Origin of the sequence: Pseudomonas sp. BW16M2 (assembly GCF_014268865.1) — a bacterium.
GTDB lineage: Bacteria > Pseudomonadota > Gammaproteobacteria > Pseudomonadales > Pseudomonadaceae > Aquipseudomonas > Aquipseudomonas peradeniyensis.
Window position 1 is genome coordinate 42,575 of record NZ_JABWRI010000012.1, and the last position, 26,897, is coordinate 69,471.

The 26,897-nt window shown below is 64.7% G+C and carries 22 protein-coding genes; 4 read left to right on the top strand and 18 right to left on the bottom strand.

Features of this window, described 5'->3' with window-relative positions:
• Window positions 1-16 precede the first annotated feature (16 nt).
• On the bottom strand, window positions 17-1,024 hold the full coding sequence (yejK, locus tag HU735_RS13235; RefSeq protein ID WP_062360406.1) for a nucleoid-associated protein YejK: 1,008 nt from the start codon (window positions 1,022-1,024) through the stop codon (window positions 17-19).
• A 391-nt stretch (window positions 1,025-1,415) separates the two neighbouring features.
• On the opposite strand from yejK, the gene HU735_RS13240 reads away from it, so the two are divergent.
• A complete protein-coding gene (locus tag HU735_RS13240) occupies window positions 1,416-1,697 on the top strand; it encodes an HU family DNA-binding protein (RefSeq protein WP_011535502.1) in 282 nt (93 codons plus the stop codon).
• A 50-nt stretch (window positions 1,698-1,747) separates the two neighbouring features.
• On the opposite strand, the gene rlmF is transcribed toward HU735_RS13240, so the two are convergent.
• From rlmF to HU735_RS13265, 5 genes are all read right to left on the bottom strand, one after another.
• Entirely contained in the window at window positions 1,748-2,698 is a 951-nt protein-coding gene (gene rlmF, locus HU735_RS13245; RefSeq protein WP_186713860.1) for a 23S rRNA (adenine(1618)-N(6))-methyltransferase RlmF, read from the bottom strand.
• Window positions 2,699-2,805: 107 nt separating this feature from the next.
• Window positions 2,806-5,652 (bottom strand): valine--tRNA ligase, encoded by a 2,847-nt coding sequence (locus HU735_RS13250; RefSeq protein ID WP_186713861.1) that lies wholly within the window; start codon window positions 5,650-5,652, stop codon window positions 2,806-2,808.
• A 150-nt stretch (window positions 5,653-5,802) separates the two neighbouring features.
• On the bottom strand, window positions 5,803-6,177 hold the full coding sequence (locus HU735_RS13255; protein WP_050704116.1) for a hypothetical protein: 375 nt from the start codon (window positions 6,175-6,177) through the stop codon (window positions 5,803-5,805).
• A gap of 5 nt (window positions 6,178-6,182) precedes the next feature.
• Window positions 6,183-6,611, bottom strand: coding sequence for a DNA polymerase III subunit chi (locus tag HU735_RS13260; RefSeq protein WP_186713862.1), 429 nt, complete (start codon window positions 6,609-6,611; stop codon window positions 6,183-6,185).
• 51 nt (window positions 6,612-6,662) lie between these two features.
• A complete protein-coding gene (locus HU735_RS13265; RefSeq protein WP_050704118.1) occupies window positions 6,663-8,156 on the bottom strand; it encodes a leucyl aminopeptidase in 1,494 nt (497 codons plus the stop codon).
• A 294-nt stretch (window positions 8,157-8,450) separates the two neighbouring features.
• Here HU735_RS13265 and lptF point away from each other — a divergent pair, with 294 nt between their 5' ends.
• A complete protein-coding gene (gene lptF / locus HU735_RS13270) occupies window positions 8,451-9,566 on the top strand; it encodes an LPS export ABC transporter permease LptF (protein WP_050704119.1) in 1,116 nt (371 codons plus the stop codon).
• Complete coding sequence (gene lptG, locus HU735_RS13275) at window positions 9,559-10,620, top strand: LPS export ABC transporter permease LptG (RefSeq protein WP_050704120.1); 1,062 nt, start codon at window positions 9,559-9,561, stop codon at window positions 10,618-10,620. Before lptF ends, lptG begins: the two co-directional genes overlap by 8 nt.
• Before the next feature lie 71 nt (window positions 10,621-10,691).
• Here the strand turns inward: lptG and HU735_RS13280 are convergent, their stop codons facing one another.
• From HU735_RS13280 to arcD (HU735_RS13335), 12 genes are all read right to left on the bottom strand, one after another.
• Window positions 10,692-11,180 carry an RDD family protein gene (locus tag HU735_RS13280; protein ID WP_028691993.1) on the bottom strand — a complete coding sequence of 163 codons (489 nt, stop codon included), beginning with the start codon at window positions 11,178-11,180 and terminating at the stop codon, window positions 10,692-10,694.
• 90 nt (window positions 11,181-11,270) lie between these two features.
• Window positions 11,271-11,483 carry a cold-shock protein gene (locus tag HU735_RS13285; RefSeq protein WP_050704121.1) on the bottom strand — a complete coding sequence of 71 codons (213 nt, stop codon included), beginning with the start codon at window positions 11,481-11,483 and terminating at the stop codon, window positions 11,271-11,273.
• 347 nt (window positions 11,484-11,830) lie between these two features.
• Complete coding sequence (gene gcvT / locus HU735_RS13290; RefSeq protein ID WP_050704122.1) at window positions 11,831-12,952, bottom strand: glycine cleavage system aminomethyltransferase GcvT; 1,122 nt, start codon at window positions 12,950-12,952, stop codon at window positions 11,831-11,833.
• Window positions 12,953-12,978: 26 nt separating this feature from the next.
• Window positions 12,979-14,355: an L-serine ammonia-lyase gene (locus HU735_RS13295; protein WP_186713863.1), complete on the bottom strand. Its 1,377-nt coding sequence runs from the start codon at window positions 14,353-14,355 to the stop codon at window positions 12,979-12,981.
• A 141-nt stretch (window positions 14,356-14,496) separates the two neighbouring features.
• Window positions 14,497-17,352, bottom strand: coding sequence for an aminomethyl-transferring glycine dehydrogenase (gene gcvP / locus HU735_RS13300; protein ID WP_186713864.1), 2,856 nt, complete (start codon window positions 17,350-17,352; stop codon window positions 14,497-14,499).
• Between the two features lie 11 nt (window positions 17,353-17,363).
• Window positions 17,364-17,747, bottom strand: coding sequence for a glycine cleavage system protein GcvH (gene gcvH, locus HU735_RS13305; protein ID WP_186713865.1), 384 nt, complete (start codon window positions 17,745-17,747; stop codon window positions 17,364-17,366).
• Window positions 17,748-18,029: 282 nt separating this feature from the next.
• A complete protein-coding gene (locus HU735_RS13310) occupies window positions 18,030-19,538 on the bottom strand; it encodes a sigma-54-dependent transcriptional regulator (protein ID WP_186713866.1) in 1,509 nt (502 codons plus the stop codon).
• A gap of 208 nt (window positions 19,539-19,746) precedes the next feature.
• On the bottom strand, window positions 19,747-20,115 hold the full coding sequence (locus tag HU735_RS13315; RefSeq protein WP_186713867.1) for a DUF5064 family protein: 369 nt from the start codon (window positions 20,113-20,115) through the stop codon (window positions 19,747-19,749).
• Window positions 20,116-20,170: 55 nt separating this feature from the next.
• Window positions 20,171-21,100, bottom strand: a complete 930-nt coding sequence (gene arcC, locus HU735_RS13320; protein ID WP_110738300.1) for a carbamate kinase — start codon at window positions 21,098-21,100, stop codon at window positions 20,171-20,173.
• Between the two features lie 139 nt (window positions 21,101-21,239).
• The gene (locus tag HU735_RS13325; protein WP_186713868.1) at window positions 21,240-22,250 is read right to left on the bottom strand and encodes an ornithine carbamoyltransferase; all 1,011 of its coding nucleotides are present in this window, start codon (window positions 22,248-22,250) and stop codon (window positions 21,240-21,242) included.
• Between the two features lie 69 nt (window positions 22,251-22,319).
• Window positions 22,320-23,573: an arginine deiminase gene (gene arcA, locus HU735_RS13330; protein WP_186713869.1), complete on the bottom strand. Its 1,254-nt coding sequence runs from the start codon at window positions 23,571-23,573 to the stop codon at window positions 22,320-22,322.
• A gap of 33 nt (window positions 23,574-23,606) precedes the next feature.
• On the bottom strand, window positions 23,607-25,034 hold the full coding sequence (gene arcD, locus HU735_RS13335; RefSeq protein ID WP_050704130.1) for an arginine-ornithine antiporter: 1,428 nt from the start codon (window positions 25,032-25,034) through the stop codon (window positions 23,607-23,609).
• A 425-nt stretch (window positions 25,035-25,459) separates the two neighbouring features.
• On the opposite strand from arcD (HU735_RS13335), the gene arcD (HU735_RS13340) reads away from it, so the two are divergent.
• Entirely contained in the window at window positions 25,460-26,887 is a 1,428-nt protein-coding gene (gene arcD / locus HU735_RS13340; protein ID WP_110738304.1) for an arginine-ornithine antiporter, read from the top strand.
• Window positions 26,888-26,897 lie beyond the last annotated feature (10 nt).

Sequence of the window (26,897 nt, forward strand, 5' to 3'; positions counted from 1 at the left end):
TCACGTATGCTTGAACTCAGTCCTTGCGCCGCTTCAACTGATCGATCAGCTGCGTCGGCAAGCCCTTGATAACCAGCGTCCCGGCTTCCTCGTCATACTCCACCTTCGACCCGAGCAAATGCGCCTCGAAGCTGATCGACAACCCCTCGGCACGCCCGGTAAAGCGGCGGAACTGGTTGAGGGTGCGCTTGTCGGCCGGAATCTCCGGCGACAGTCCGTAGTCGCTGTTGCGGATATGGTCGTAGAACGCCTCGGGGCGGTCCTCGTCGATCAGGCTGGAGAGCTCCTCCAGCGTCACCGGCTCGCCCAGCTTGGTCTGGGTGGTGGCGTAGTCGACCAGGGTCTGGGTCTTCTCCCGGGCGGACTCTTCCGGCAGGTCTTCTTTCTCGACGAAGTCGCTGAAGGCCTTGAGCAGGGTGCGGGTTTCGCCCGGGCCGTCGACGCCTTCCTGGCAGCCAATGAAGTCGCGGAAATAATCCGAGACCTTCTTGCCGTTCTTGCCCTTGATGAACGAGATGTACTGCTTGGAGTTCTGGTTGTTCTTCCACTCGGACAGGTTGACCCGCGCAGCCAGGTGCAGCTGGCCCAGGTCCAGGTGGCGCGACGGGGTGACGTCGAGTTCGGCGTTCACCGCCACGCCTTCGCTGTGGTGCAGCAGGGCGATGGCCAGGTACTCGGTCATACCTTGCTGGTAATGGGCGAACAGCACGTGGCCGCCGGTGGACAGGTTGGACTCTTCCATCAGCTTCTGCAGGTGCTCGACGGCGACGCGGCTGAAGGCGGCGAAGTCCTTTTCCTCATCCAGGTACTGCTTGAGCCAGCCACTGAACGGGTAGGCGCCGGACTCGCCGTGGAAAAAGCCCCAGGCTTTGCCTTGCTTGGCGTTGTAGCTGTCGTTGAGGTCGGCCAGCAGGTTCTCGATGGCGTCGGAGGCTGCCAGTTCGCTGTCGCGCGCATGGAGCACGGCGGGGCTGCCATCGGGCTTCTTGTCGATCAGGTGAACGATGCAATGACGGATTGGCATGGAATTCTCGGTGGTCTGAGCGGTGAAAAGCCGCGCTGCAAAAGTCGCTCAGTTTACCTCAGGGTGGGGGTGATGCAGTGGCCAGATATTGGCACAAATGCCGGTTGTTCGTTTTTTGCGCATTTTTTTGCGATTTTTCCGAAAACCCCCGAAAAACCTGCACAAAATCAATGTCGACAGCGGATATTTCTCGATTCCTGTGGTAGCTTTGCGCGGTCTTGCGCCCCTTGGGTGGCGCATTGCTGGCAGATCGCTTGCGCGGTGTCGAACCAAACGCCGATTTGCGTATCTACATACGCGATCGACGCGGCCTCTGGATTGTCCCGGGCTGGCCCGACCACCGACCAAGCATGCTGCACAACCTCTGATTTGATAGGGAAGGAACACCACCATGGCACTGACCAAAGACCAACTGATTGCCGACATCGCTGAATCCATCGACGCGCCGAAAACCACCGCGCGCGCTGCTCTGGAGCAACTGGGCCAGATCGTTGCCGACCAACTGGAAAACGGCGCCGAAATCACCCTGCCAGGCATCGGCAAGCTGAAAGTCTCCGAGCGTCCTGCCCGTACCGGCCGCAACCCTTCGACTGGCGCCGCCATCGAAATCGCTGCCAAGAAAGTCGTCAAGTTCGTTCCAGCCAAAGTGCTGACCGACTCGATCAACAAGTAATTGTTGATGCGTTGACGAAACCGCGCCCGGCTTGCCCGGGCGCGGTTTTTTCATGCCTGTGATTTGCGCGCGGCATGCCACTGCTGGCGTGCGCTGTCGTCCTGGAAGCTCCAGGCGACCATGCGGCTCTGCTTCTGCCCCTGGCCCATCTCGACGATGCGCAGGGCCTTCACCCCGGCCTTCTTCAAGGCCGTCTCGATACCCGGCAGGTTGCTGGCCTTGGACACCAGGCTGGTGAACCACAGCACCTGGGCCGCGTACTGTACGCTTTCGGCGACCAGTTGGCTGACGAAGCGGATCTCGCCACCTTCGCACCACAGTTCGTTGTTCTGCCCGCCAAAGTTCAGCACCGGCAGCTTGCGCTTGGGGTCCTGCTTGCCGAGGTTCTTCCACTTGCGCTGGCTGCCGCGGGTGGCTTCCTCGCGGGAGGCGTGGAACGGCGGGTTGCACAGGGTGACGTCGAAGCGTTCGTCGGCCTGCAGCAAGCCACTGAGAATATGCCTGGGCTGCGCTTGCTGGCGCAGGCTGATGGCCTTGTCGAGCTTGTTGGCCTGGACGATGGCCTTGGCCGAGGCCAGGGCCACGCCGTCGATGTCGGAGCCGGTGAAGCGCCAGCGGTAGTCGCTGTGGCCGAGCAGGGGGTAGATGCAGTTGGCGCCGACGCCGATATCCAGGGCGCGCACCTGGGCGCCACGGGGGATCTCGCCGGCATTGTCCTCGGCCAGCAGGTCGGCCAGCACGTGGATGTAGTCGGCGCGGCCAGGGATTGGCGGGCACAGGTAGTCGGTCGGGATATCCCAGTGCTGGATGCCGTACTGGGCCTTGAGCAGGGCGCGGTTGAACACCCGCACGGCCTCGGGGTTGGCGAAGTCGATGCTGGGCTTGCCGTAGGGGTTGGTGATGGTGAAGCGGGCCAGGTCAGGGTGTGCCTTGATCAGGGCGGGGAAGTCGTAGCGGCCCTGGTGGCGGTTGCGTGGGTGCAGGGTAGGTTTCTGAGTCATGGTTTGGTCCCGGAAAGCATCGCGGGGCAAGCCCGCTCCCACGTTCTCGCCCCTGTAGTGGGGGATGGCGTGGGAGCGGGCTTGCCCCGCGATGGCTTCACTGAATATTACAGCGCAGCAATCCGCGCATGCTGCTCGGTGAAGTTGGCCAGGGCCTGCTCCGACTCGGCCAGCTTGGCGCGTTCCTTCTCGATCACCGCAGGCGGTGCCTTGTCGACGAAGGCGGCGTTGGACAGCTTGCCGCCGACGCGCTGGACCTCGCCCTGCAGGCGCTGGATCTCCTTGCTCAGGCGCGCAAGCTCCGCGTCCTTGTCGATCAGGCCGGCCATCGGCACCAGCACCTGCAGGTCACCCACCAGCGCGGTGGCCGACAGCGGCGCTTCGTCCTGCTCGCCGAGCACGGTGAACGACTCGACCTTGGCCAGCTTCTTCAGCAGGGCTTCGTTTTCCTGCAGGCGACGCTGGTCGTCGGCGTTGGCGTTCTTCAGGAACAACGGCAGCGGCTTGCCCGGGCCGATGTTCATCTCGGCGCGGATGTTGCGCAGGCCCACCATCAGCTCCTTGAGCCACTCGATGTCGCCTTCGGCGGCAGCGTCGATGCGGCTTTCGTTCGCTTCAGGCCACGGCTGCAGCATGATGGTCTTGCCTTCGATGCCGGCCAGCGGCGCGATGCGCTGCCAGATCTCTTCGGTGATGAACGGCATGAACGGGTGCGCCAGGCGCAGGGCGACTTCCAGCACGCGCACCAGGGTGCGACGGGTGCCGCGGGCGCGCTCGACCGGGGCGTTCTCGTCCCACAGTACTGGCTTGGACAGCTCCAGGTACCAGTCGCAGTACTGGTTCCAGATGAACTCGTACAGGGCCTGGCTGGCCAGGTCGAAGCGGAACTGCTCGAGCTGGCGGGTAACCTCGGCTTCGGTGCGCTGCAGCTGCGAGATGATCCAGCGGTCGGCCAGCGACAACTCGTAGGCCTCGCCGTTCTGGCCGCAGTCCTCGCCCTTGTCCAGCACGTAGCGGGCGGCGTTCCAGATCTTGTTGCAGAAGTTGCGGTAGCCTTCGACGCGGCCCATGTCGAACTTGATGTCACGACCGGTGGAGGCCAGCGAACAGAAGGTGAAGCGCAGGGCGTCGGTGCCGTAGCTGGCGATGCCTTCGGGGAACTCGGCCTTGGTCTGCTTGGCGATCTTCTCGGCAAGTTTCGGCTGCATCATGCCGCTGGTGCGTTTTTCCAGCAGGGCGTCGAGGGTGATGCCGTCGACGATGTCCAGCGGGTCGAGGACGTTGCCCTTGGACTTGGACATCTTCTGGCCCTGGCCGTCGCGGACCAGGCCGTGCACGTAGACGGTCTTGAACGGGACCTGCGGGGTGCCGTCCTCGTTCTTGATCAGGTGCATCGTCAGCATGATCATCCGGGCGACCCAGAAGAAGATGATGTCAAAGCCCGTGACCAGCACGTCGGTGGAGTGGAATTTCTTCAGGAACTCGGTCTGCTCCGGCCAGCCCAGGGTGGAGAAGGTCCACAGGCCCGAGCTGAACCAGGTGTCGAGCACGTCGTCGTCCTGGCGCAGTTTCACATCGGCGCCCAGGTTGTGCTTGGCGCGCACTTCGGCCTCGTCACGGCCGACGTAGACCTGGCCGGCCTCGTCGTACCAGGCCGGGATGCGGTGGCCCCACCACAGCTGGCGGCTGATGCACCAGTCCTGGATGTCGCGCATCCAGGAGAAGTACATGTTCTCGTACTGCTTGGGCACGAACTGGATGCGGCCGTCTTCCACGGCGGCGATGGCAGGCTCGGCCAGCGGCTTGGTGGAGACATACCACTGGTCGGTCAGCCACGGCTCGATGACGGTGCCGGAACGGTCGCCCTTCGGTACCTTCAGGGCGTGGTCGTCAATGCTGACCAGCAGGCCCTGGGCGTCCAGGTCGGCGACCATCTGCTTGCGCGCGACAAAGCGGTCGAGGCCGGCGTACTGGGCCGGCAGCGAGGTGTCGATACCTTCGTTGACGCTGCCGTCGAGGTTGAACGCCTGCACGGCGGCCAGCACGGTGGCGTTCTTGTCGAAGATATTGAGCAGCGGCAGGTTGTGGCGCTTGCCGACTTCATAGTCGTTGAAGTCGTGGGCCGGGGTGATCTTCACGCAGCCGGTGCCGAACTCCGGGTCGCAGTAGTCGTCGGCGACGATCGGGATGCGACGGCCGACCAGCGGCAGTTCGACGAACTTGCCGATCAGTGCCTGGTAGCGCTCGTCGGTCGGGTTGACCGCGACGGCGACGTCACCCAGCAGGGTTTCCGGACGGGTGGTGGCGACCACCAGGTGGTCCTTGCCTTCGGCGGTCTTGGCGCCGTCGGCCAGCGGGTAGCGCAGGTTCCACAGGTGGCCCTTCTCGTCGTGGTTTTCCACTTCGAGGTCGGAAATCGCCGTGTGCAGCTTGGTGTCCCAGTTGACCAGGCGCTTGCCGCGGTAGATCAAGCCGTCTTCGTGCAGGCGCACGAAAGCCTCCTTGACCGCTTCGGACAGGCCGTCGTCCATGGTGAAGCGCTCGCGGCTCCAGTCCACCGACGAGCCCAGGCGGCGGATCTGGCGGCTGATGTTGCCGCCCGATTGATCCTTCCACTCCCAGACCTTCTCCAGGAACTTCTCACGACCCAGGTCGTGACGGTTCTGGCCCTTGGCCTCGAGCTGGCGCTCCACCAGCATCTGGGTGGCGATACCGGCGTGGTCGGTGCCCGGCTGCCACAGGGTGTCGCGACCCTGCATGCGGCGGAAGCGGATCAGCGCGTCCATGATCGCGTTGTTGAAGCCGTGGCCCATGTGCAGGCTGCCGGTCACGTTCGGCGGCGGGATCATGATGGTGTAGGACTCGCCTGCACCTTGTGGAGCGAAATAGTTCTCGGACTCCCAGGTGTTGTACCAGGAAGTTTCGATGGCGTGCGGCTGGTAGGTCTTATCCATGCGCGGCGGGACCCTTAGGCATTAATTCGGGAAAGCCGGGAAGTATAACCAAGCTGCGCGCTTCAAGACAGGTGTAGCGCCCATCGCGGGGCAAGCCCGCTCCCACGTGTGGTCGTGGGAGCGGGCTTGCCCCGCGATCCGGACGAATGGTTACTCGGAACGCTTGAGCAACCGCTCCAGCCGCGCATCGAGGCGACGCTTGATCTCGGTCTCGATGTGCGGGGTGAAATCGTTGATCACGTCCTGCATGATCAGTTGCGCGGCGGCGCGCAGTTCGGCGTCCAGGTGCAGCAGGGTGTCCTGGCGGCGGGTCTGGGCATCCTCTTCAGGTGCCGGGGCCGCTACCGGCGCTGCCTCGGCGACGGGCGGCGCGGGGGCCGGTTCGTCGAGTAGCAGGGGAATCTGCTCCACCGTCTCGGTCAGCAGCGGCGGTTGCAGGTCGGCGTCGCCCAGCAGCTCGCGGATCGACTCGAGGTCGTCGAGCAGGTGGGCGGAATGGGTCAGGGAGTTCAGCTGCTTGTCCATCGTCGTCAGAGTCGCTGTAAGCGGTGATCTTGCAGAGCATAGCCCTGTTCGCGGTAGAAACGGAATCGCTCGCGGGCGGCCAGGCGGATGGCCGGTTCCTCGACGACGATCTCGGCGACCCGTTCGAACTGGCCGACGAAGGCGGGAACATCGCCGCCCAGGTTGATCAGCAGGTCACGGTGTTCGCCGGCATCAGTGCCGACGCCCAGCGCGACAATGGCGTCCGGGTGCTGTTCGGCGTGGTCGTGGGGCACGAAGGCCTCGCCCTTGAACTGCCACAGGCGCAGGTCGAGCTCGCCGCGTTGCGCCTCGTCCTGGCAATGCAGGTAGACCCGGTGGCCGAGGCGCCAGGCCTTTTCGCACAGCTTGCAGGCAAAATCCAGCCGCACCGACAGTGAGTCGCTGGGCAGGATGTAGAAATCGACTTTGCTCATGATCGTTCAGTGCCGGCCGGTGGCGCGCAGGGCGCCACCGGTCGTGCGCCATCAGGCGCCGGCGCGGTCCAGCAGGTACTGGGTGAGCAGCGGCACCGGACGGCCCGAGGCGCCCTTGTCCTTGCCGCCGCTGATCCAGGCGGTGCCGGCGATGTCCAGGTGCGCCCAGTGGTAGGCCTTGGCGAAGCGCGACAGGAAGCAGCCGGCGGTGATGGTGCCGGCCTTCGGGCCACCGATGTTGGCGATGTCGGCGAACGGGCTGTCCAGTTGCTCCTGGTACTCGTCGAACAGCGGCAGCTGCCAGGCGCGGTCGTCGGCGCGCTTGCCGGCGTCCAGCAGTTGGCCGACCAGTGCGTCGTCGTTGCCCATCAGGCCCGAGGTGTGGCTGCCCAGGGCGACGATGCAGGCGCCGGTCAGGGTGGCGATGTCGATCACCGCCTGCGGCTTGAAGCGCTCGGCGTAGGTGAGGGTGTCGCACAGCACCAGGCGGCCTTCGGCGTCGGTGTTGAGGATCTCGACGGTCTGCCCGCTCATGGTGGTGACGATGTCGCCCGGGCGGGTGGCGCCGCCGCTCGGCATGTTCTCGGCGCAGGCCAGCAGGCACACCAGGTTGATCGGCAGCTGCAGCTCGAGCACGGCGCGCAGGGTGCCGAACACGCTGGCGGCGCCGCACATGTCGTATTTCATCTCATCCATGCCGGCGCCGGGCTTGAGGCTGATGCCGCCGGTGTCGAAGGTGATGCCCTTGCCGACCAGCACGAACGGTTTCTCGCTCTTCTTGCCGCCCTGGTAGTTGAGCACGATCAGCCGCGGTGGCTGGTCGCTGCCCTGGCCCACGGCGTAGAACGCGCCCATGCCCAGGTCCTTGATCTTCTTCTCGTCCAGCACCTCGACCTTGAGGCCCTTGTGCGCCTTGCCCAGGTCCTTGGCCTGCTCGGCGAGGAAGCTCGGGTGGCAGACGTTCGGCGGCAGGTTGCCCAGGTCGCGGGTGAAGGCCATGCCGGTGGCGATGGCGCTGGCGTGCTTCACGGCGCGCTCGGCCTCGGCCTGGCCGGCCTTGGCGGTGAGCAGGGTGACCTTCTTGATGGCACGGGGCTCGGCCTTCTGGCTCTTGTAGCGGTCGAACACGTAGTTGCCGTCGAGCAGGGTCTCGGCCAGCAGGCGGTACTTGCCGTAGTGGCCGTCGCGGCCGGTGACGGCGATGTCGTCCAGGGCCAGCACGGCGTCGCTGCCGCCCAGGCCTTTAAGCACGCCTGCGACGCTGGCGACCAGCTTGCGCCAGGCGCGATCGCCGAGGGCTTCGTCCTTGCCGCTGCCGACCAGCAGCACGCGCTCGGCCTTCAGGCCCGGCAGGTTGTGCAGCAGCAGGGTCTGGCCTGGCTTGCCGGCCAGGTCGCCACGCTTGAGCAGCGCGCTGATCGCGCCTTCGCTGGCCTGGTCGACGGCCTTGGCGGTGGCGCCGAGCTTGCGCCCTTCACCGACGGGTACGACCAAGGTCGCGGTCTTGACGGATACAGCGGCTACGCTCTTTACAACCAATTCCATGTCTGGGGTCCCCGAATGATCTGTCTGTCAGTGGGCGCTGTCTTTCGCAAGCGCTCGGAACACGCGGCTGGCGGGCGATGCCTGCCAGCGGAAAAGCTGCCAGTTTGAGCCTGCCGCGACCACGATGACAACCCCGATATGCGCCATGCTGCGTGGCCAAGTGACAGGCGCCGTCAATCACAGGATAATGCGCGCACTTTTACATGGAGGTTCGCCTTGGCGAACCGGCATTGGTCTTGGCTGTCCGAATCGTTCGTTTGGCTGTCCGCCCCTGACAACCCAGGAGTGTCTGGTTTGATCGTCTTTCGTTATCTGTCCCGCGAGGTCCTGGTGACCTTGAGCGCCGTCAGCGCCGTGCTGCTGGTGATCATCATGAGCGGGCGCTTCATCAAGTACCTGGCCCAGGCGGCCCAGGGCGCGCTCGATCCTAGCGTGCTGTTCATGATCATGGGGTTCCGCCTGCCGGGCTTCCTGCAATTGATCCTGCCGCTGGGGCTGTTCCTCGGCATCTTGCTCGCCTATGGCCGGTTGTATCTCGAAAGCGAGATGACCGTGCTGTCGGCCACCGGCATGAGCCAGCAACGCCTGCTGACCGTGACCATGGTGCCGGCGGCGCTGGTGGCCCTGCTGGTCGCCTGGCTGAGCCTGAGCCTGGCGCCGCTGGGCGTTGCCCAGGTGCAGAAGATCATCGCCCAGCAGGATGCCCTGACCGAGTTCGACACCCTGGTGCCGGGCCGTTTCCAGACCCTGCGCGACGGCTCCCGGGTGACCTACACCGAGCAGCTGTCCGATGACCGCATCAAGCTCGGCGGGGTGTTCATCTCCGAGAAACGCTTCAACCAGGACAAGACCAAGGACCGCGCGCCTTCGGTGCTGGTCGCCGAGAAGGGCCACCAGGAGGTGCAGGCCGACGGCAACCGCTACCTGGTGCTGGAAAACGGCTACCGCTACGACGGCAACCCGGGCCAGGCCGACTACCGGGCGATCAAGTACGACACCTATGGCGTTCTGCTGCCCAAGCCGGAAGTCGCCGAGGAGGTCACCGAGCGCGAAGCGATCCCGACGTCCGAACTGTTCGGACATGAAGGCATTCGCGAGCGTGCCGAGCTGCAATGGCGCCTGTCGCTGCCACTGCTGGTGTTCGTCGTGACCTTGCTGGCTGTGCCGCTGTCGCGCGTCAACCCACGCCAGGGCCGCTTCCTCAAGCTGCTGCCGGCGATCCTTTTGTACATGGCCTATCTGACGATGCTGATTTCCGTGCGTAGCGCCCTGGAGAAGGGCAAGCTGCCCATCTCGCTGGGCATGTGGTGGGTCCATGGCCTGTTCCTGCTGATCGGCCTGGCGCTGATGTACTGGGAGCCGCTGCGTCTCAAGCGCGCCGCCCGTCGTGCGGAGGTGGCCCGTGGTTAAACTGGACCGCTACATCGGCAAGAGCGTGCTGCTGGCGATCGCCGCCGTGCTGGGCATCATCCTTGGCCTGGCCTCGCTGTTCGCCCTGATCGACGAACTGAACGACCTGAGCGCTACCTACACCTTCATGGACGCTGGCAGCTTCGTCCTGCTGACCGCGCCGCGCCGGCTTTACGACATGCTGCCGATGGCGGCCCTGATCGGCTGCCTGATCGGCCTGGGCAGCCTGGCCAGCAGCAGCGAATTGACCATCATGCGTGCCGCCGGCGTGTCCATCGGCCGCATCGTCTGGGCGGTGATGAAGCCGATGCTGGTGCTGATGCTGGTCGGCCTGCTGATCGGCGAGTACGTGGCCCCGGTGACCGAGAACAAGGCCCAGGCCGACCGTTCGCTGGCCCAGGGCGGTGGCGAGGCGCAGAGCTCCAAGCGCGGCATGTGGCACCGCCAGGGCGAGGAGTTCGTGCACATCAACTCGGTGCAGCCCAATGGCCTGCTGCTGGGCGTGACCCGCTACCGTTTCGACGCCGAGCGCAAGATCCAGACCTCCAGCTTCGCTCGCCGGGCGCAGTATGTGGAAGGCAAGTGGATGCTCAACGATGTCTCCACCACCTACTTCCGCGGCGACCACACCGAAGTGGTCAAGAGCCCCGAGGAAGTGTGGGACGTCTCGGTGACACCGGAGCTGCTCAATACCGTGGTGCTGGCGCCGGAGTCGCTGTCGATCACCGGGCTGTGGGACTACATCCACTACCTGGCCGACCAGGGGCTGAACAACTCGCGTTACTGGCTGGCGTTCTGGACCAAGGTCCTGCAGCCGTTGGTTACTGCGGCGCTGGTGTTGATGGCGATCTCGTTCATCTTCGGCCCGCTGCGTTCCGTGACCCTGGGTCAGCGCGTGTTCACCGGCGTGCTGGTGGGCTTCGTGTTCCGCATCGCCGGGGACCTGCTGGGGCCATCGAGCCAGGTGTTCGGCTTCCCGCCTCTGCTGGCGGTGGTGATCCCGGCGGGGATCTGTGCGTTGGCTGGTTTGTGGTTGATGCGTCGGGCGGGTTGATGGCCTGAGTTGCACAAAGAAGCCGACCCTTGGGTCGGCTTTTTTGTGAGCAGGACTCTTGTAGGAGCGGGTTACTTCTTGCGCTTGGGCAGACGCACCAGTTGCGTCTCGGAATAGATGTCGTGCCAGCTGCGCTGGCGCTTGTCGATCAGCGACCAGAAGAACCCCAGCCCCAGGCACAGCCAGGAGGCGATGGACACCAGGAAGCGCAGCAGCGCCTGCCACAGGCTGATGGCACTGCCGTCGGCGTTCTGCACGCGCACTCCCCACACCTGCATGCCCAGGGTCTGGCCGCCATGGGTCCAGAACTTGGCGAAGAAGCCGAACAGGGCGAACAGCAGGATCGTCGACAGCAGCGGGTCGCCATCCAGCGCGCCGGCCTCGGTCAGTTCGCGCATGCGTGCCTCGCCGATGATCGCCATCTGGATCATCTTGTAGGCGCCGGCGGTGACGATCAGCAGGGCGGTGCACAGCAGGAAGTCATAGAACATCGCCGCCAGCCGGCGACCCAGGCCGACGGGGGGGAAATCACCCTGGGGTGAGAGCAGGGGCTTGGACATGCAGGACGGCTCCGAATGGCGAAGCCGCTATTCTACGGGCAAAAAAAAGCCCCTGCACTTGGCAGGGGCTTTTTGAATTCGGGTAATCGCTTAGGCGACAACCTGAACTTTGTCAGCCTGCAGGCCTTTCTGGCCTTGCACGGCTTCGAAGGTGACTTTCTGGCCTTCTTTCAGGCTCTTGAAGCCGTTGCCTTCGATGGCACGGAAGTGAACAAACAGATCAGCACCGCTCTCAGGGGTGATGAAGCCGTAACCTTTCTCGTCATTGAACCACTTGACGGTACCGTTCTGACGCTCAGCCATTGTCTTATTTCCTATGAAACTTGAATTTTGATGACAGTTTCTTTCACGCATTTGTAAGTGAAAGACTACTGGGCTGGGTTGCAGGAAAGTAAGAGACGTCGAACGGGTTGTAGCAGATTGCGGCTACTGGCCCAGGTCACGAACTGTTGCGACCCATGCAAACACAGTGCGATGACTCTACGCCAACTGCCGAGCGAAAAACAAGCCCTTGCGGGGGGTGAAAATCAGGGTTTTCCCGATAACCGAACGATTTGTCGGAAACGGCGTGGCGCCTGGGCTGGCGCTATGTTCAGAAGTTATTGGACAGGTTCGAAAACGAATATGTCGAACCCGTCCAATCCACTCATTCAGCCACGGTAGTAACGTTGTGCCACGAAAGGCATTTTGCTGACCTTCAGGGCAACTTGCTTGCCACGGACGACGGCAAACAACGCCGTGTCGAGGGCCGCATGTTCGCTATCGACATAGCCCATGGCCACGGGCGCGCCGAGCGTCGGACCGAAGCCGCCGCTGCACACTTCGCCGACCACCTTGCCAGCCTGGTCGACGATCTGCGCGCCCTCACGCACCGGCGTGCGTTCCTGGGGCAGCAGGCCGACCCGCTTGCGCGCCACGCCAGCCTGTTGCTGGGCGAACACGGTGTCTGCCCCAGGGAAGCCACCAGCGCGCGTGCCATCGGCGCGGCGCACCTTGGAGATGGCCCACAGCAGGCTGGCCTCGATCGGGGTAGTGGTGGTGTCCATGTCGTGGCCGTACAGGCACAGGCCGGCTTCCAGGCGCAGCGAGTCGCGCGCGCCCAGGCCGATCGGCTGGACCTCGGGCTCGGCCAGCAGGCGGCGGGCCAGGGCTTCGGCGGCGGCGGCCGGCACCGAGATCTCGTAGCCGTCCTCGCCGGTATAGCCCGAGCGGCTGACGAAGCAGTCGTTGCCGAGCAGGCTGACCGGGCGGAACTGCATGAAGGTCATGCCGGCCACTTCCGGGGCCAGGCGTTCCAGCACCTTGACCGCCGCCGGACCTTGCAGGGCGAGCAGGGCGCGTTCCTCGAACAGTGGCTGGATCTCGCAGCGATCAGCGATATGTTTGCGCAGGTGCGCCAGGTCCTGGTCCTTGCAGGCGGCGTTGACCACCAGGAACAGGGTGTCGTCACCGAGGTTGGCGACCATCAGGTCGTCGAGGATGCCGCCTTCGGCGTTGGTGAACATGGCGTAGCGCTGCATGCCCACCGGCAGGTCGACGATGTCCACCGGCACCAGGGTTTCCAGGGCACGGGCGGCGTCGCTGCCGCGCAGGATGATCTGGCCCATGTGCGAGACGTCGAACAGGCCGGCCTGCTCGCGGGTGTGCAGGTGCTCCTTGAGCACGCCCAGCGGGTACTGTACCGGCATGTCGTAGCCGGCGAAGGGCACCATGCGCGCGCCCAGTTCCAGGTGCAGGGCGTGCAGCGGGGTCTTGTGCAGTGTTTCGGACATCGGTGACTCCTCGTTTTTTGTTCGGGTCAACATTCGATGATGTTGACGGCCAGACCGCCGCGGGCGGTCTCCTTGTATTTGCTTTTCATGTCGGCGCCGGTCTGGCGCATGGTGCGGATGACCTTGTCGAGGGAGACGTAGTGCTGCCCGTCACCGCGCAGGGCCATGCGCACCGCGTTGATCGCTTTCACCGAGCCCATGGCGTTGCGCTCGATGCAGGGCACCTGGACCAGCCCGCCGATGGGGTCGCAGGTCAGGCCCAGGTTGTGTTCCATGCCGATCTCGGCGGCGTTCTCCACCTGCTGCGGGCTGCCGCCCATCACTTCGCACAGGGCGCCGGCGGCCATCGAACAGGCCACGCCGACCTCGCCCTGGCAGCCGACCTCGGCGCCGGAGATCGAGGCGTTTTCCTTGTAGAGGATGCCAATCGCCGCCGCGGTGAGCAGGAAGCGCACCACGCCGTCCTCATTGGCGCCAGGGACGAAGCGCATGTAGTAGTGCAACACTGCCGGGACGATGCCGGCGGCGCCGTTGGTCGGTGCGGTGACCACCCGCCCGCCGTAGGCATTCTCCTCGTTCACCGCCAGGGCATAGAGGTTGACCCAGTCGAGCACCGACAGCGCGTCGCGCAGGCTGGCCTCCGGATGACGGCTGAGCTGGCGGTACAGTGCCGGCGCCCGGCGCTTGACCTTGAGCCCGCCGGGCAGGATGCCCTCGTGGCGGCAACCGGCCTCGACGCAGTCCTGCATCACCTGCCAGATGCGCAGCAGGCCGGCGCGGGTCTCGGCTTCCGGGCGCCAGGCCGCTTCGTTGGCCAGCATCACCTGGCTGAACGACAGGTGCTGCGCGGTGCAATGGCCGAGCAGTTCCTTGCCGGTCTTGAACGGATAGGGCAGCACGGTGCTGTCCTCGACGATGCGGTCATGGCCCGCCGCGTCCTCGTCGACCACGAAGCCGCCGCCCACCGAGTAGTACTCGCGGCTGCGGATCTGCAGGCCGGCGGCGTCGAAGGCGCGGAAGATCATGCCGTTGGGGTGGTAGTCCAGCGGCTTGCGGATCATCGCCAGGTGCTGCTTCTCGACGAAGGCGATTTCATGTTCGCCGAGCAGGCGCAGGTGGCCGCTGTCGCGGATCGCCTGCAGGCGGGCGGGGATGGTTTCGGTGTCGACGGTGTCGGGATGTTCGCCTTCCAGGCCCAGCAGCACGGCCTTGTCGCTGCCGTGGCCCTTGCCAGTGGCGCCGAGCGAGCCGTACAGCTCGGCCTTGACGCTGACCGTGCCGGCCAGCAGGCCGTCACGGCGCAGGCCTTCGGCGAAGCGCGCGGCGGCGCGCATCGGGCCGACCGTGTGCGAGCTGGAGGGGCCGATGCCGATCTTGAACAGGTCGAAGACGCTCAGGGACATGGTACTTCTCCTGAAGATTTTGGGGCTGCTGCGCAGCCCATCGCGACGCAAGGCCGCTCCCACAAGAGCGGCGACGTCCCTGTGGGAGCGGCCTTGCGTCGCGAAAGGGCCGCAAAGCGGCCCCGCTTTCCCAAGACCGCCTCAGACGTCCTGATAGCTCTCGATCGACGGGCAGGCGCAGACCAGATTGCGGTCGCCGAACACGTTGTCGACCCGGCCCACCGGTGGCCAGTACTTGCCTTCCACCAGGCTCGGCAGCGGGTACACCGCCTGCTCGCGGCTGTAGCCGTGGGTCCATTCGCCGGCCAGCTCCGCCGCGGTGTGCGGGGCGTTCTTCAGCGGGTTGTCGTCCTTGTCCAGGCTGCCATTCTCGACGGCGCGAATCTCCTCGCGGATCTGGATCATCGCGTTGCAGAAGCGGTCCAGTTCCTCTTTGGACTCGCTTTCGGTCGGTTCGATCATCAGCGTGCCGGCCACCGGGAAGGACATGGTCGGGGCGTGGAAGCCGAAGTCGATCAGGCGCTTGGCCACGTCGTCGACGCTGATGCCGCTGGTGTCCTTGAGTGGGCGCAGGTCGAGGATGCACTCATGCGCCACCAGGCCGTTGCCGCCGGTGTACAGCACAGGATAGTGCTCTTCCAGGCGACGGGCGATGTAGTTGGCGTTGAGGATCGCCATCTGCGAGGCGCGCTTGAGGCCCGCGCCACCCATCATGCGAATGTACATCCAGGTGATCGGCAGGATGCTGGCGCTGCCGAACGGTGCGGCGCACACGGCGCCTGCAGTGTTCTCCAGCGTCGCGTGGCCGGGCAGGAACGGCGCCAGGTGCGACTTGACGCCGATCGGGCCGACGCCCGGGCCGCCGCCGCCGTGGGGGATGCAGAAGGTCTTGTGCAGGTTCAGGTGCGAGACGTCGCCGCCGAACTTGCCCGGGGCGCACAGGCCGACCATGGCGTTCATGTTGGCGCCGTCGATGTACACCTGACCGCCGTTGTCATGGATGATCGCGCAGATCTCGCCGATGGCTTCCTCGAACACGCCGTGGGTCGACGGGTAGGTGATCATGATCGCCGCCAGGCGCTCGCGGTGCTCGATGGCCTTGGCGCGCAGGTCGTCGATGTCGACGTTGCCGCGGGCATCGCAGGCGGTGACCACCACGCGCATGCCGGCCATGTGCGCGGTGGCGGGGTTGGTGCCGTGGGCCGAGGAGGGGATCAGGCAGATGTCGCGGTGGCTGTCACCGCGGCTGCGGTGGTAGGCGCGGATCGCCAGCAGGCCTGCGTACTCGCCCTGGGAGCCGGCGTTGGGCTGCAGCGACACGGCGTCATAACCGGTGGCGGCGCAGAGCATGGCTTCCAGCTCGGTGGTCATCTGCAGGTAGCCCTGGCTCTGCTCGGCCGGGGCGAACGGGTGCAGGTTGCCGAACTCGGCCCAGGTCACCGGGATCATCTCACTGGCGGCGTTGAGCTTCATGGTGCACGAGCCCAGCGGGATCATGCTGCGGTCCAGCGCCAGGTCCTTGTCGGCCAGGCGGCGCAGGTAGCGCATCAGCTCGGTTTCGCTGTGATAGCGGTTGAACACCGGGTGCTCGAGGATCGCCGACTGGCGCAGCAGGCCGGCCGGCAGACGCACGGCGACAGTGTTGGCCAGGGCGGTGAAGTCAGGGGTGGCCTGGCCGTCGGCGAACAGTTGCCACAGGGCCTCGACATCGGCCTGGCTGCTGGTTTCGTCCAGCGACAGGCCCAGCTGGGCGGTGTCGACCTGGCGCAGGTTGATGCCCTGGGCGCGGGCCTTGTCGTGCAGGGCGGCGGTGGCGTTGCCGGTGGCCAGGGTCAGGGTGTCGAAGAAATCGCCGGTGACGACCTTGATGCCCAGCTTGGTCAGGCCGGTGGCCAGGATCGCGGTCAGCGCGTGGGTGCGTTCGGCGATGCGCTTGAGGCCGGCCGGGCCGTGATACACCGCGTACATGCTGGCGATGTTGGCCAGCAGCACCTGGGCGGTGCAGATGTTGCTAGTGGCCTTCTCGCGGCGGATGTGCTGCTCGCGGGTCTGCATGGCCAGGCGCAGGGCGCTCTTGCCGAAGCGGTCGATCGACACGCCGACCAGGCGGCCCGGCATGTCGCGCTTGAACGCGTCGCGGGTGGCGAAGTAGGCCGCGTGCGGGCCACCGAAGCCCAGCGGCACACCGAAGCGTTGGGCGCTGCCAATGGCCACGTCGGCGTCGAACTCGCCCGGCGGGGTGAGCAGGGTCAGGGCCAGCAGGTCGGCGGCCACGGCCACCAGGGCGCCGGTGGCGTGGAAGCGCTGCACCACTTCGCGGTAGTCGAACACGTCACCGTTGCTGGCCGGGTATTGCAGCAGGGCGCCGAAGAAGGCGCTGACGTCGCCCAGTTCACGCTCGTCGCCCACCACCACCTCGATGCCCAGCGGCTCGGCACGGGTGCGCAGCACGTCGAGGGTCTGCGGGTGGCAGTGCACGGAGGCGAAGAAGGCGTGGCTGGCCTTGTTCTTCGACAGGCGCTTGCAGAAGGTCATGGCTTCGGCGGCGGCGGTGGCCTCGTCGAGCAGGGAAGCGTTGGCGATCGGCAGGCCGGTGAGGTCGCTGATCAGGGTCTGGAAGTTCAGCAGCGCTTCCAGGCGGCCTTGGGAGATCTCTGGCTGGTACGGGGTGTAGGCGGTGTACCAGGCCGGGTTTTCCAGGAGGTTGCGCAGGATCGGTGCCGGGGTGTGGGTGTTGTAGTAGCCCTGGCCGATGTAGCTCTTGAACAGCTGGTTCTTGCCGGCAATGGCTTTCAGCGCGGCGAGGGCATCGGCCTCGCTCTGGCCGTCTTCGCTGCCGAGCACGCTGGTGCCCTTGATGCTGTCGGGGATGACGGCGGCGGTCATCGCTTCCAGCGAGTCGAAGCCCAGGGTGGTGAGCATGGCCTGCTCGTCAGCGGCGCGCGGGCCGATGTGACGGGCGATGAATTCGTTGGCGGTGCCGAGGTTGAGGGTCATGGTGCGGTACCTCAGGCGTCGTCGTTGGCTTTGAGCAGGCGGTCGTAGGCGTCCTGGTCGAGCAGGGCGGCCACTTGGCTCATGTCGGCGGGGATGAAGCGGAAGAACCAGCCTTCGCCCAGCGGGTCTTCGTTGACCAGCTCGGGGCTGTCGTTCAGGCCTTCATTGACAGCGACCACTTCACCGGCCAGCGGCATGTACACCCCGCTGGCGGCTTTGACCGATTCCACGGTGGAGGCTTCGGCGCCCTTGTCGTACTGCTGCAGCTCCGGCAGTTGCACATAGACCACGTCGCCGAGGGCGTTCTGGGCGTAGGCGGTGATGCCCACGGTGACGCTGCCGTCAGTTTCGACGCGCAGCCATTCGTGATCTTCGGTGAAACGCAACTCGCTCATGGGAATTCCTCGGGAAGCAGGGGGCGTTGGGCGCGGTAGGCTCCGCGCTCTTAAGGTTGGAATTCTCTTAGCAATAATGCGGCCAGATAACAAAAGTCCTTATTAATCAATAAGTTAATTATATTTCTTAAGTTTTATACCATTCGCCTGGAACGAAATCGATACAGATGAGCAGGAAATCAAAAGCGTTGCAGGATCAAACCCTTGCAAAGGCGCATGCAAATGGATGTGTATCGATATCATTACGTCGTAATGATATCGATACGATAGGTGTGAGCTGAGTCAACCTCGGGTTGGAATTCCGTACTTGCGCAAGCGCTGGGCAATGGCCGTATGCGAAGTCTGCAAGCGTCCGGCCAACTGCCGGGTCGAGGGGTAGCTGGCATACAGCCGCTGCAACAGTTCGCGCTCGAAATCCCCCATCGCCTGTTCCAGGCTGGCCACCTCGCCATCCTGACCGCGTGCCACCGAGGTGCCGGCGATGTCCAGGTCGCCGATATCCACGACGTTGCTTTCGCAAATAGCCGCTGCACGGAAAATCACGTTCTGCAATTGGCGCACGTTGCCCGGCCAGGGGTTGGCCAGCAGCGCGGGGTGCGTGGCAGGGGCCAGTCGGCAGGCTGGGCGCTGGATCTGGGTGCAGGCCTGCTGCATGAAGAACTGCGCCAGCGACAGGATGTCCTGGCCGCGCTCGCGCAGGGGCGGGACTTGCAGGTTGAGCACGTTGAGGCGGTAGAACAGGTCTTCGCGAAAAGTACCTTCGCCGACCATGCGCTCCAGGTCGCGGTGGGTGGCGCTGATGATGCGCACGTCCACTTTGACCTCGCGGTCGCCGCCGACCCGGCGGAAGCTGCCGTCGCTGAGAAAACGCAGGAGCTTGGCCTGCAGGTACGGCGACATTTCGCCGATCTCGTCGAGGAACACCGTGCCCTGGTTGGCCAGTTCCATCAACCCGGGCTTGCCGCCACGTTGCGCGCCGGTGAAGGCGCCGGGGGCATAGCCGAACAGTTCGCTCTCGGCCAGGCTCTCGGGCAGCGCCGCGCAGTTGAGCGCCAGGAACGGCGCGCCATGGCGGCTGCTGATGGCGTGGCAGGCACGGGCCACCAGCTCCTTGCCGGTGCCGGTCTCGCCGTGCACCAGCAGCGGCGCATCGAGGGCGGCCACGCGCAGGGCGCGGGCCTTGAGGGTGCGGATGGCCGGGGAGTCGCCGAGCATGGCGTCGAAGCCTTCGGCGTGGTCGTGGTGCAGGGCCGACAGGCGCTCGCCCATGCGGTTCGGCGGGTACAGGGTCAGCAGGCCGCCGGCGTGGGTGATCGGCGTGGCGTCGAGTAGCAGGCTCTGGCCGTTGAGCTGCATCTCGCGCATGGGCAGGTGGAAGTTGTTGTCCTGCAGGGCTTGCAACAGGTCGGGATCACCGAACAGTTCGCCCACCGAGCGCCCGGCCGACTCGCGGCCGCACAGGGCGATCAGCGCCGGGTTGGCCAGCAGGACCAGGCCGGCGCTGTCCACTGCCAGTACCGGGTCGCTCATGGCGGCGAGCAGGGCGTCGAGCTGCAGGTGGCGGCGCTGGCCCGGGAGGATGTCGACCACTTCCACCGACTGCACGCCACGCACCTCGAACAGGGCGTCGTGCAGCTCTTCGAGCACGGCGGGGCTCAGGGTCGGGGCGTCGATGTAGACGTTCGGCGGGACCATCTCCACGGCATCGAGGTTCAGGTTGCGGGCGCCGAGCAGGGCCAGGACTTCCTGGGTGATGCCGACGCGGTCGATGAAGCTGACGTGGATGCGCATGGGGGGGCAATTATGGCCGAGGGAGGCCGTAGTATGCCTTGGGAGCCGGGGCTAGCCCAATATTGCCGGGGGCGCGTTGCGCCCCTTTCGCGACACAAGGCCGCTCCCACAGGTATCTCACCGCTTATGGATACGGTGCTTTACCTGTGGGAGCGGCCTTGCCGAGGCGTCGGACCGGTCGGAAAGGGCTGCGCAGCAGCCCCAGAGGTCACTCGAGGTGTTCAGGCTTGATCGGGTCGCCCGATTTCACATCCAGCTTGGTGCGAATGTCTTCGAACATGTAGTCATACAGCTTGTGCGGCGAACCGAGGTTCTCGAACTTCTTCGGCGCTGGCAGGTACGACTGGGCCTTGCGGCTCAACTGCATCAGAAAGCTCGGCAACACCTGGTCCTTGGCCAGGAAGAATTTCTCATCGACGGTCTTGCCCTCGATGTGGCCGTGCATGCGGAACTGGATACCTCTGCCTTCCTTGGGGTCGGTCGCCGCCTCGTATTCGATATTGAGGTCGTAGCTGTGGTCGTTCGTGTTCAGCGCGGTGCGCTCAATGTGTACATGACCGGGCGCGTACTGGGCCATGGCGAGTCCTCCGGAAGGTTGAAAACGGCGGGCGCCAGGCACCCGCCAACTGCATTCAACGGTAGCTGATACCGGGCTTGGCGGTGGAAACCCGCGTGCCGGCGGTGCCCTTGACGATGTCCTCGATGTTCTCCAGCGAGCTGATCACCGCCACCTTGCCGGTGTGGCGGGCGAAATCGCAGGCGGCCTGGACCTTCGGCCCCATGGAGCCTGCAGCGAAACCGAGCTTCTCGAGCTCGTCAGGATGGGCCTGGGCGATGGCCTTCTGGGTCGGCTTGCCGAAATCGATGTAAGCCGCGTCGACGTCGGTGGCGATGATCAGCAGGTCGGCTTCCAGCTGTTCGGCCAGCAGCGCCGAGCACAGGTCCTTGTCGATCACCGCCTCGATGCCCTTGAGCTTGCGGTTCTCGTCGTACATGGTGGGGATGCCGCCGCCGCCGGCGCAGATCACGATGCTGCTCTTCTCCAGCAGCCACTTGATCGGGCGGATCTCGAAGATGCGCTTGGGTTTCGGGCTGGCCACCACGCGGCGGTACTTGTCGCCGTCGGGCTTGACCACCCAGCCTTTTTCCTTGGCCAGGCGTTCGGCCTCGTCCTTGGCGTAGACCGGGCCGATGAACTTGGTCGGATCCTTGAACGCCGGGTCGTTGGCGTCCACTTCCACCTGGGTGAGCAGGGTGGCGAACGGCACCTCGAAGGCCAGCAGGTTGCCCAGTTCCTGTTCGATCATGTAGCCGATCATGCCTTCGGTCTCGGCACCGAGCACGTCCAGCGGATAGGCTTCATCCGGCTTGTACGACAGCCCCTGCAGCGACAGCAGGCCGACCTGCGGGCCGTTGCCGTGGGCGATGACCAGTTCGTTGCCGGGATGGATCTTGGCGATCTGCTCGGTGGCAGTGCGGATATTGGCGCGCTGGTTGTCGGCGGTCATCGGCTCGCCGCGGCGCAGCAGGGCGTTGCCGCCCAATGCAACAACGATACGCATGGGGAATGTCCTTTCGTGGAAAACCTGTAATCGTGGGAGCGGGCTTGACCCGCGATGGCGTCGGACCAGGTAACGATGCCATCGCGGCTGGCGCTATCGCGGGGCAAGCCCGCTCCCACCGAGGAACCCTACATGGCCATCAAAGGTCAGCCAGGGTCGACACCAGGATCGCCTTGATCGTGTGCATGCGGTTTTCCGCCTGCTCGAAGGCGATGCACGCTGGCGACTCGAACACGTCATCGGTCACTTCGATGCCGTTGGCCAGGTCCGGATACTGCTCGGCGATCTGCTTGCCGACCTTGGTCTCGGAGTTGTGGAACGCCGGCAGGCAGTGCATGAACTTGGTGCGTGGATTGCCGGTGGCTTTCATCAGCTCCTTGTTCACCTGGTAGGGCTTGAGCAGTTTGATGCGCTCGCCCCAGGCTTCGATTGGCTCACCCATCGACACCCAGACGTCGGTGTGGACGAAGTCTACGCCCTTGACCGCGGCTTTCGGGTCTTCGGTCAGGGTGATGCGCGCGCCGCTTTCCTCGGCGTACTTGTGGCAGCGCTCGACCAGGTCGTCATGGGGCCACAGGGCCTTGGGCGCGGCGATGCGCACGTCCATGCCGAGCTTGGCGCCGATCAGCAGCAGCGAGTTGCCCATGTTGTTGCGGGCATCGCCCAGGTAGGCGTAGCTGATGTCGTGCAGCGGCTTGTCGCTGTGCTCACGCATGGTCAGCACGTCGGCGATCATCTGGGTCGGGTGGTATTCGTCGGTCAGGCCGTTGAACACCGGAACACCGGCGAACTTGGCCAGTTCCTCGACGATCTCCTGCTTGAAGCCACGGTACTCGATGGCGTCATACATGCGCCCGAGCACGCGGGCGGTGTCCTTCATGCTCTCCTTGTGGCCGATCTGCGAGGAGTTGGGGTCGATATAGGTGACGTTGGCGCCCTGGTCGTAGGCGGCGACTTCGAAGGCGCAGCGGGTGCGGGTCGAGGTCTTCTCGAAGATCAGGGCGATGTTGTTGCCCTTCAGGTGCTGCTGCTCGGTGCCGGTGTACTTGGCGCGCTTGAGGTCGCGGGACAGGTCCAGCAGGTAGCGCAGCTCGCGGGTGCTGTGATGTTCGAGGCTGAGCAGGTTGCGGTTGTGGATGTTGAACGCCATGACGGTTCTCCTTGGATTCGGTGAGGTATCCGGCCGCTGCCTCGTGGGCGCGGCCGGTTTCGATGGGCGTTAGTAGTCGATAGGGTCGCGCACGATCGGGCAGGTCATGCAGTGGCCGCCGCCGCGGCCCCGGCCCAGCTCGCCGGCGCTGATGGTGATGACCTCGATCCCGGCCTTGCGCAGCAGGGTGTTGGTGTAGGTGTTGCGGTCGTAGCCGATGACCACGCCGGGCTCCACGGCCACCACGTTGTTGCCGTCATCCCATTGTTCGCGCTCGGCGGCGAAGCTGTTGCCGCCGGTCTCGACCACGCGCAGCTTGACCCCCAGGTGCTCGCCGACCACTTCGATGAACGACTTGTTCTCGCGGCGCACGTCCATGCCATACGGCTTGCTTTCGTCGGGACGGATGATGAACGGCACGATCTCCTTGACCACTTCCGGGAAGACCGTCACCAGGTCGCGGTCGCAGAAGCTGAACACGGTGTCCAGGTGCATCGCGGCGCGGGATTTCGGCAGGCCGGCGACGATAACTTTTTCCACCGCGCCCTTGGCGAACAGGTTCTGTGCCAGTTGGCCGATGGCCTGGCGCGAGGTGCGCTCGCCCATGCCGATGAGCACGACGCCCTTGCCGATCGGCATCACGTCGCCGCCTTCGAGGGTGGCGTTGCCATGGTCCTTGTCCGGATCGCCGTACCAGACCTGGAAGTCGGCGTTGGTGAACTCCTTGTGGAACTTGTAGATGGCGGTGGTCAGCAGGGTTTCCTGGCGTCGCGCCGGCCAGTACATCGGGTTGAGCGTCACGCCGCCGTAGATCCAGCAGGTGGTGTCGCGGGTGAACTGGGTGTTGGGCAGCGGCGGCAGGATGAAGCTGGAGTGGCCCAGGTAGTCGTTGTACATCTTGACCACGCTGGCGCCTTCGCTTTCCGGCAGGTCCTGGCCGGCCACGCCGCCGATCAGGAACTCGGCCAGGTGACGTGGCTCGAGGCCTTCGAGCCAGCTGCGCACTTCATTGGTGAGGCCGACGCCGACGGTGTCGGAGGTGATCTTGCGGTCGAGAATCCACTTCAGTGCGTCGGGCTGCTGGACGATGTCGGTCAGCAGGTTGTGCATCTCCAGCACATCGACGCCGCGCTCGCGCATCTTGGTGACGAAGTCGAAGTGGTCGCGCTTGGCCTGGTCGACCCAGATCACGTCGTCGAACAGCAGTTCGTCGCAGTTGCTCGGGGTCAGGCGCTTGTGCGCCAGGCCCGGGCTGCAGACCATCACTTTGCGCAGCTTGCCGGCTTCGGAATGGACGCCGTATTTCTGTTTCTCAGTGGACATGGTGAATCCTCCTGTAAAGCGAAGACGTGGGGTTCAGAGAGTCAGGAAGCCGTCGTACAGGCCATAGGCCGCCACCAGGGCGCCCGCGACCACGGCGGCGAAGATCAGTTTTTCCACGCTGGTGAAGATCGGTTGGCCGACCTCGCGCTTGGCCTTGGCGAACAGGATCGCGCCAGGGGCGTAGAGCAGGGCCGAGAGCAGCAGGTATTTCACGCCGCCGGCGTACAGCAGCCAGATCGCGTAGAGCAGGGCGATGCCGCCGATGATCAGGTCTTTCTTGCGTTCGGCCAGGGCCTGTTCGTAGGTTTCGCTGCGCCAGGCCAGCAGGAAGGCATAGGCCGCCGACCACAGGTAGGGCACCAGGATCATCGAGGTGGCGAGGTAGATCAGCGACAGGTAGGTGCTGTTGGAGAACAGGGTGATGACCAGGAAGATCTGCACCATGGCGTTGGTCAGCCACAGGGCGTTGGCCGGCACATGGTTGGCGTTCTCGCGGCGCAGGAACTCCGGCATGGTGTGGTCCTTGGCGGCGGCGAACATGATCTCGGCGCAAAGCAGCACCCACGACAGCAGGGCGCCCAGCAGCGAGATGATCAGGCCGACGCTGATCAGCACCGCGCCCCAGTGGCCGACCACGTGTTCCAGCACCGCGGCCATCGACGGGTTCTGCAGCTTGGCCAGCTCCGGCTGGGTCATCACGCCCAGCGACAGCACGTTGACCAGCACCAGGAACAGCAGCACGGTGACGAAGCCGATGACCGTGGCCTTGCCGACGTCGGAGCGTTTTTCTGCACGGGAAGAGAAGATGCTCGCGCCTTCGATGCCGATGAACACCCACACGGTTACCAGCATCATGTTGCGCACCTGGTTCATCACGCTGCCCAGCTCCGGCGTGCCGACGGCCCAGATGTCGGCGGTGAATACGTCGAGCTTGAAGGCGAACAGGCAGATCAGCGCGAACAACGCCAGCGGCACGACCTTGGCCACGGTGGTGACCAGGTTGATGAAGGCGGCTTCCTTGATGCCGCGCAGCACCAGGAAGTGCACGGCCCACAGCAGGATCGAAGCACCGATCACCGCCGCCGGGGTGTTGCCTTCACCGAATACCGGGAAGAAATACCCCAGGGTGCTGAACAGCAGCACGAAGTAGCCGACGTTGCCCAGCCAGGCACTGATCCAGTAGCCCCAGGCCGAAGAGAAGCCCATGTAGTCGCCGAAACCGGCCTTGGCGTAGGCGTACACCCCGCCGTCAAGATCGGGCTTGCGGTTGGCCAGGGTCTGGAAGACGAAGGCGAGGGTGAGCATGCCCACCGCGGTGATGGCCCAGCCGATCAGCACGGCGCCGACGCCAGCGCTGGCGGCCATGTTCTGGGGCAACGAGAAGATCCCGCCACCGATCATCGAGCCGACGACAAGTGCAACGAGTGCACCTAGTTTTAGTTTTCCGGGAGAATCAGACATTTAACGACTCCGTACCAGGAGAAAGTTGACCTCAGAATAAATCTGACGCCTGGATCATTCGCTGACTTAGATCAGTTCATGCCCGCATGAAGATCAGAAAAATCCTTCACGCGCCTCCTGGAGGATGCCGACAGCTCTGACGCAGGCCTTGTGCGCTGGCACCTCCATGCCTTTCTAGAGCAAACGCTCCGTTTCGCCTGCGAACTGAGAAGTTAGTCCGTTTTGCGGTTTTCGCAAATTTTTCACAGCAAATAGCGACGGGTTTAGACGATCCGCAAAGTAGTCGACTAATGTGGTTTTTATTAAGGTGTCGGTATAGACAGCATGGTTATGAGTGTTATAGGTTTAATGGCTTTATTTGATAAAAAACTTGTAACAATAGTGTCGGCCAATACGTTCACGCGCGCCCGCGCACGAGGAGTCCTATGAGCGAACCGGGACAGAAACTGCGCCTAGGTGCGCTGATCGCGCTGGTGGTCGGCTCGATGATCGGTGGCGGGATCTTCTCGTTGCCGCAGAACATGGCGGCCCGCGCCGATGTCGGGGCGGTGCTGATCGGCTGGGGCATCACCGCGGTGGGGATGCTGGCGCTGGCCTTCGTCTTCCAGACCCTGGCCAACCGCAAGCCGGAGCTGGACTCCGGGGTGTACGCCTACGCCAAGGCCGGCTTCGGCGACTACATGGGCTTTTCTTCCGCGTGGGGCTACTGGATCAGTGCCTGGCTGGGTAACGTCGGCTACTTCGTGTTGCTGTTCAGTACCCTGGGCTTCTATTTCCCGGTGTTCGGCGAAGGCAACACGCCGGTGGCCATCGGCTGCGCCTCGCTGCTGCTGTGGGCGGTGCATTTCCTGGTGCTGCGCGGCATCAAGGAGGCCGCCTTCATCAACCAGGTGACCACCGTGGCCAAGGTCGTGCCGCTGCTGATGTTCATCGTCATCGCCGCCTTCGCCTTTCGCGCCGACATCTTTACCCGCGACATCTGGGGCCTGAGCAATCCGCAGTTCGGCAGCGTGCTGGAGCAGGTGCGCAACATGATGCTGGTGACGGTGTTCGTGTTCATCGGCATCGAGGGCGCGAGTGTCTATTCGGGGCGGGCGCTGCATCGCTCGGACGTGGGCAAGGCCACCGTGGTCGGTTTTCTCGGCGTGCTGGCGCTGCTGGTGCTGGTCAACGTGCTGTCGCTGGGGGTGATGACCCAGCCGGAGCTGGCTGGCTTGCAGAACCCCTCCTTGGCGTCGGTGCTGGAGCATATCGTCGGGCCCTGGGGGGCGCTGTTGATCAGCATCGGCCTGGCGGTATCGCTGCTGGGTGCACTGCTGTCGTGGGCGCTGCTGTGCGCCGAGATCCTCTACGCCACCGCCCGGGACAAGACCATGCCGCGCTTCCTGGCGCGGGAGAACGCCAACCAGGTGCCGGCCAACGCGCTGTGGCTGACCAATGTGATGATCCAGGGTTTCCTGCTGATCACCCTGTTCTCGGCGGGGACCTACACCAGCCTGATCTACCTGGCGTCATCGATGATCCTGGTGCCGTACTTCTGGTCGGCGGCCTATGCCGTGCTGCTGGCCTGCCGTGGTGAAGGTTACCAGGGGCAGGCGGGGCTGCGGCGCAAGGACCTGCTGGTGGCGGCGATCGCGCTGTTGTACGCGGTCTGGCTGCTGTATGCCGGAGGGCTCAAGTACGTGCTGCTGTCGGCACTGCTGTATGCGCCCGGGGTGATCCTGTTCGCCCGGGCCAAGCATGAGCAGGGGCAGGTGCTGTTCACCGCGTGGGAGAAATTGATCTTCGCAGCGGTGCTGGCGGGGGCGGGGTTGGCGGCATATGCCCTGTATTCGGGGTTGTTGAGCCTTTGATCTTGCAGGC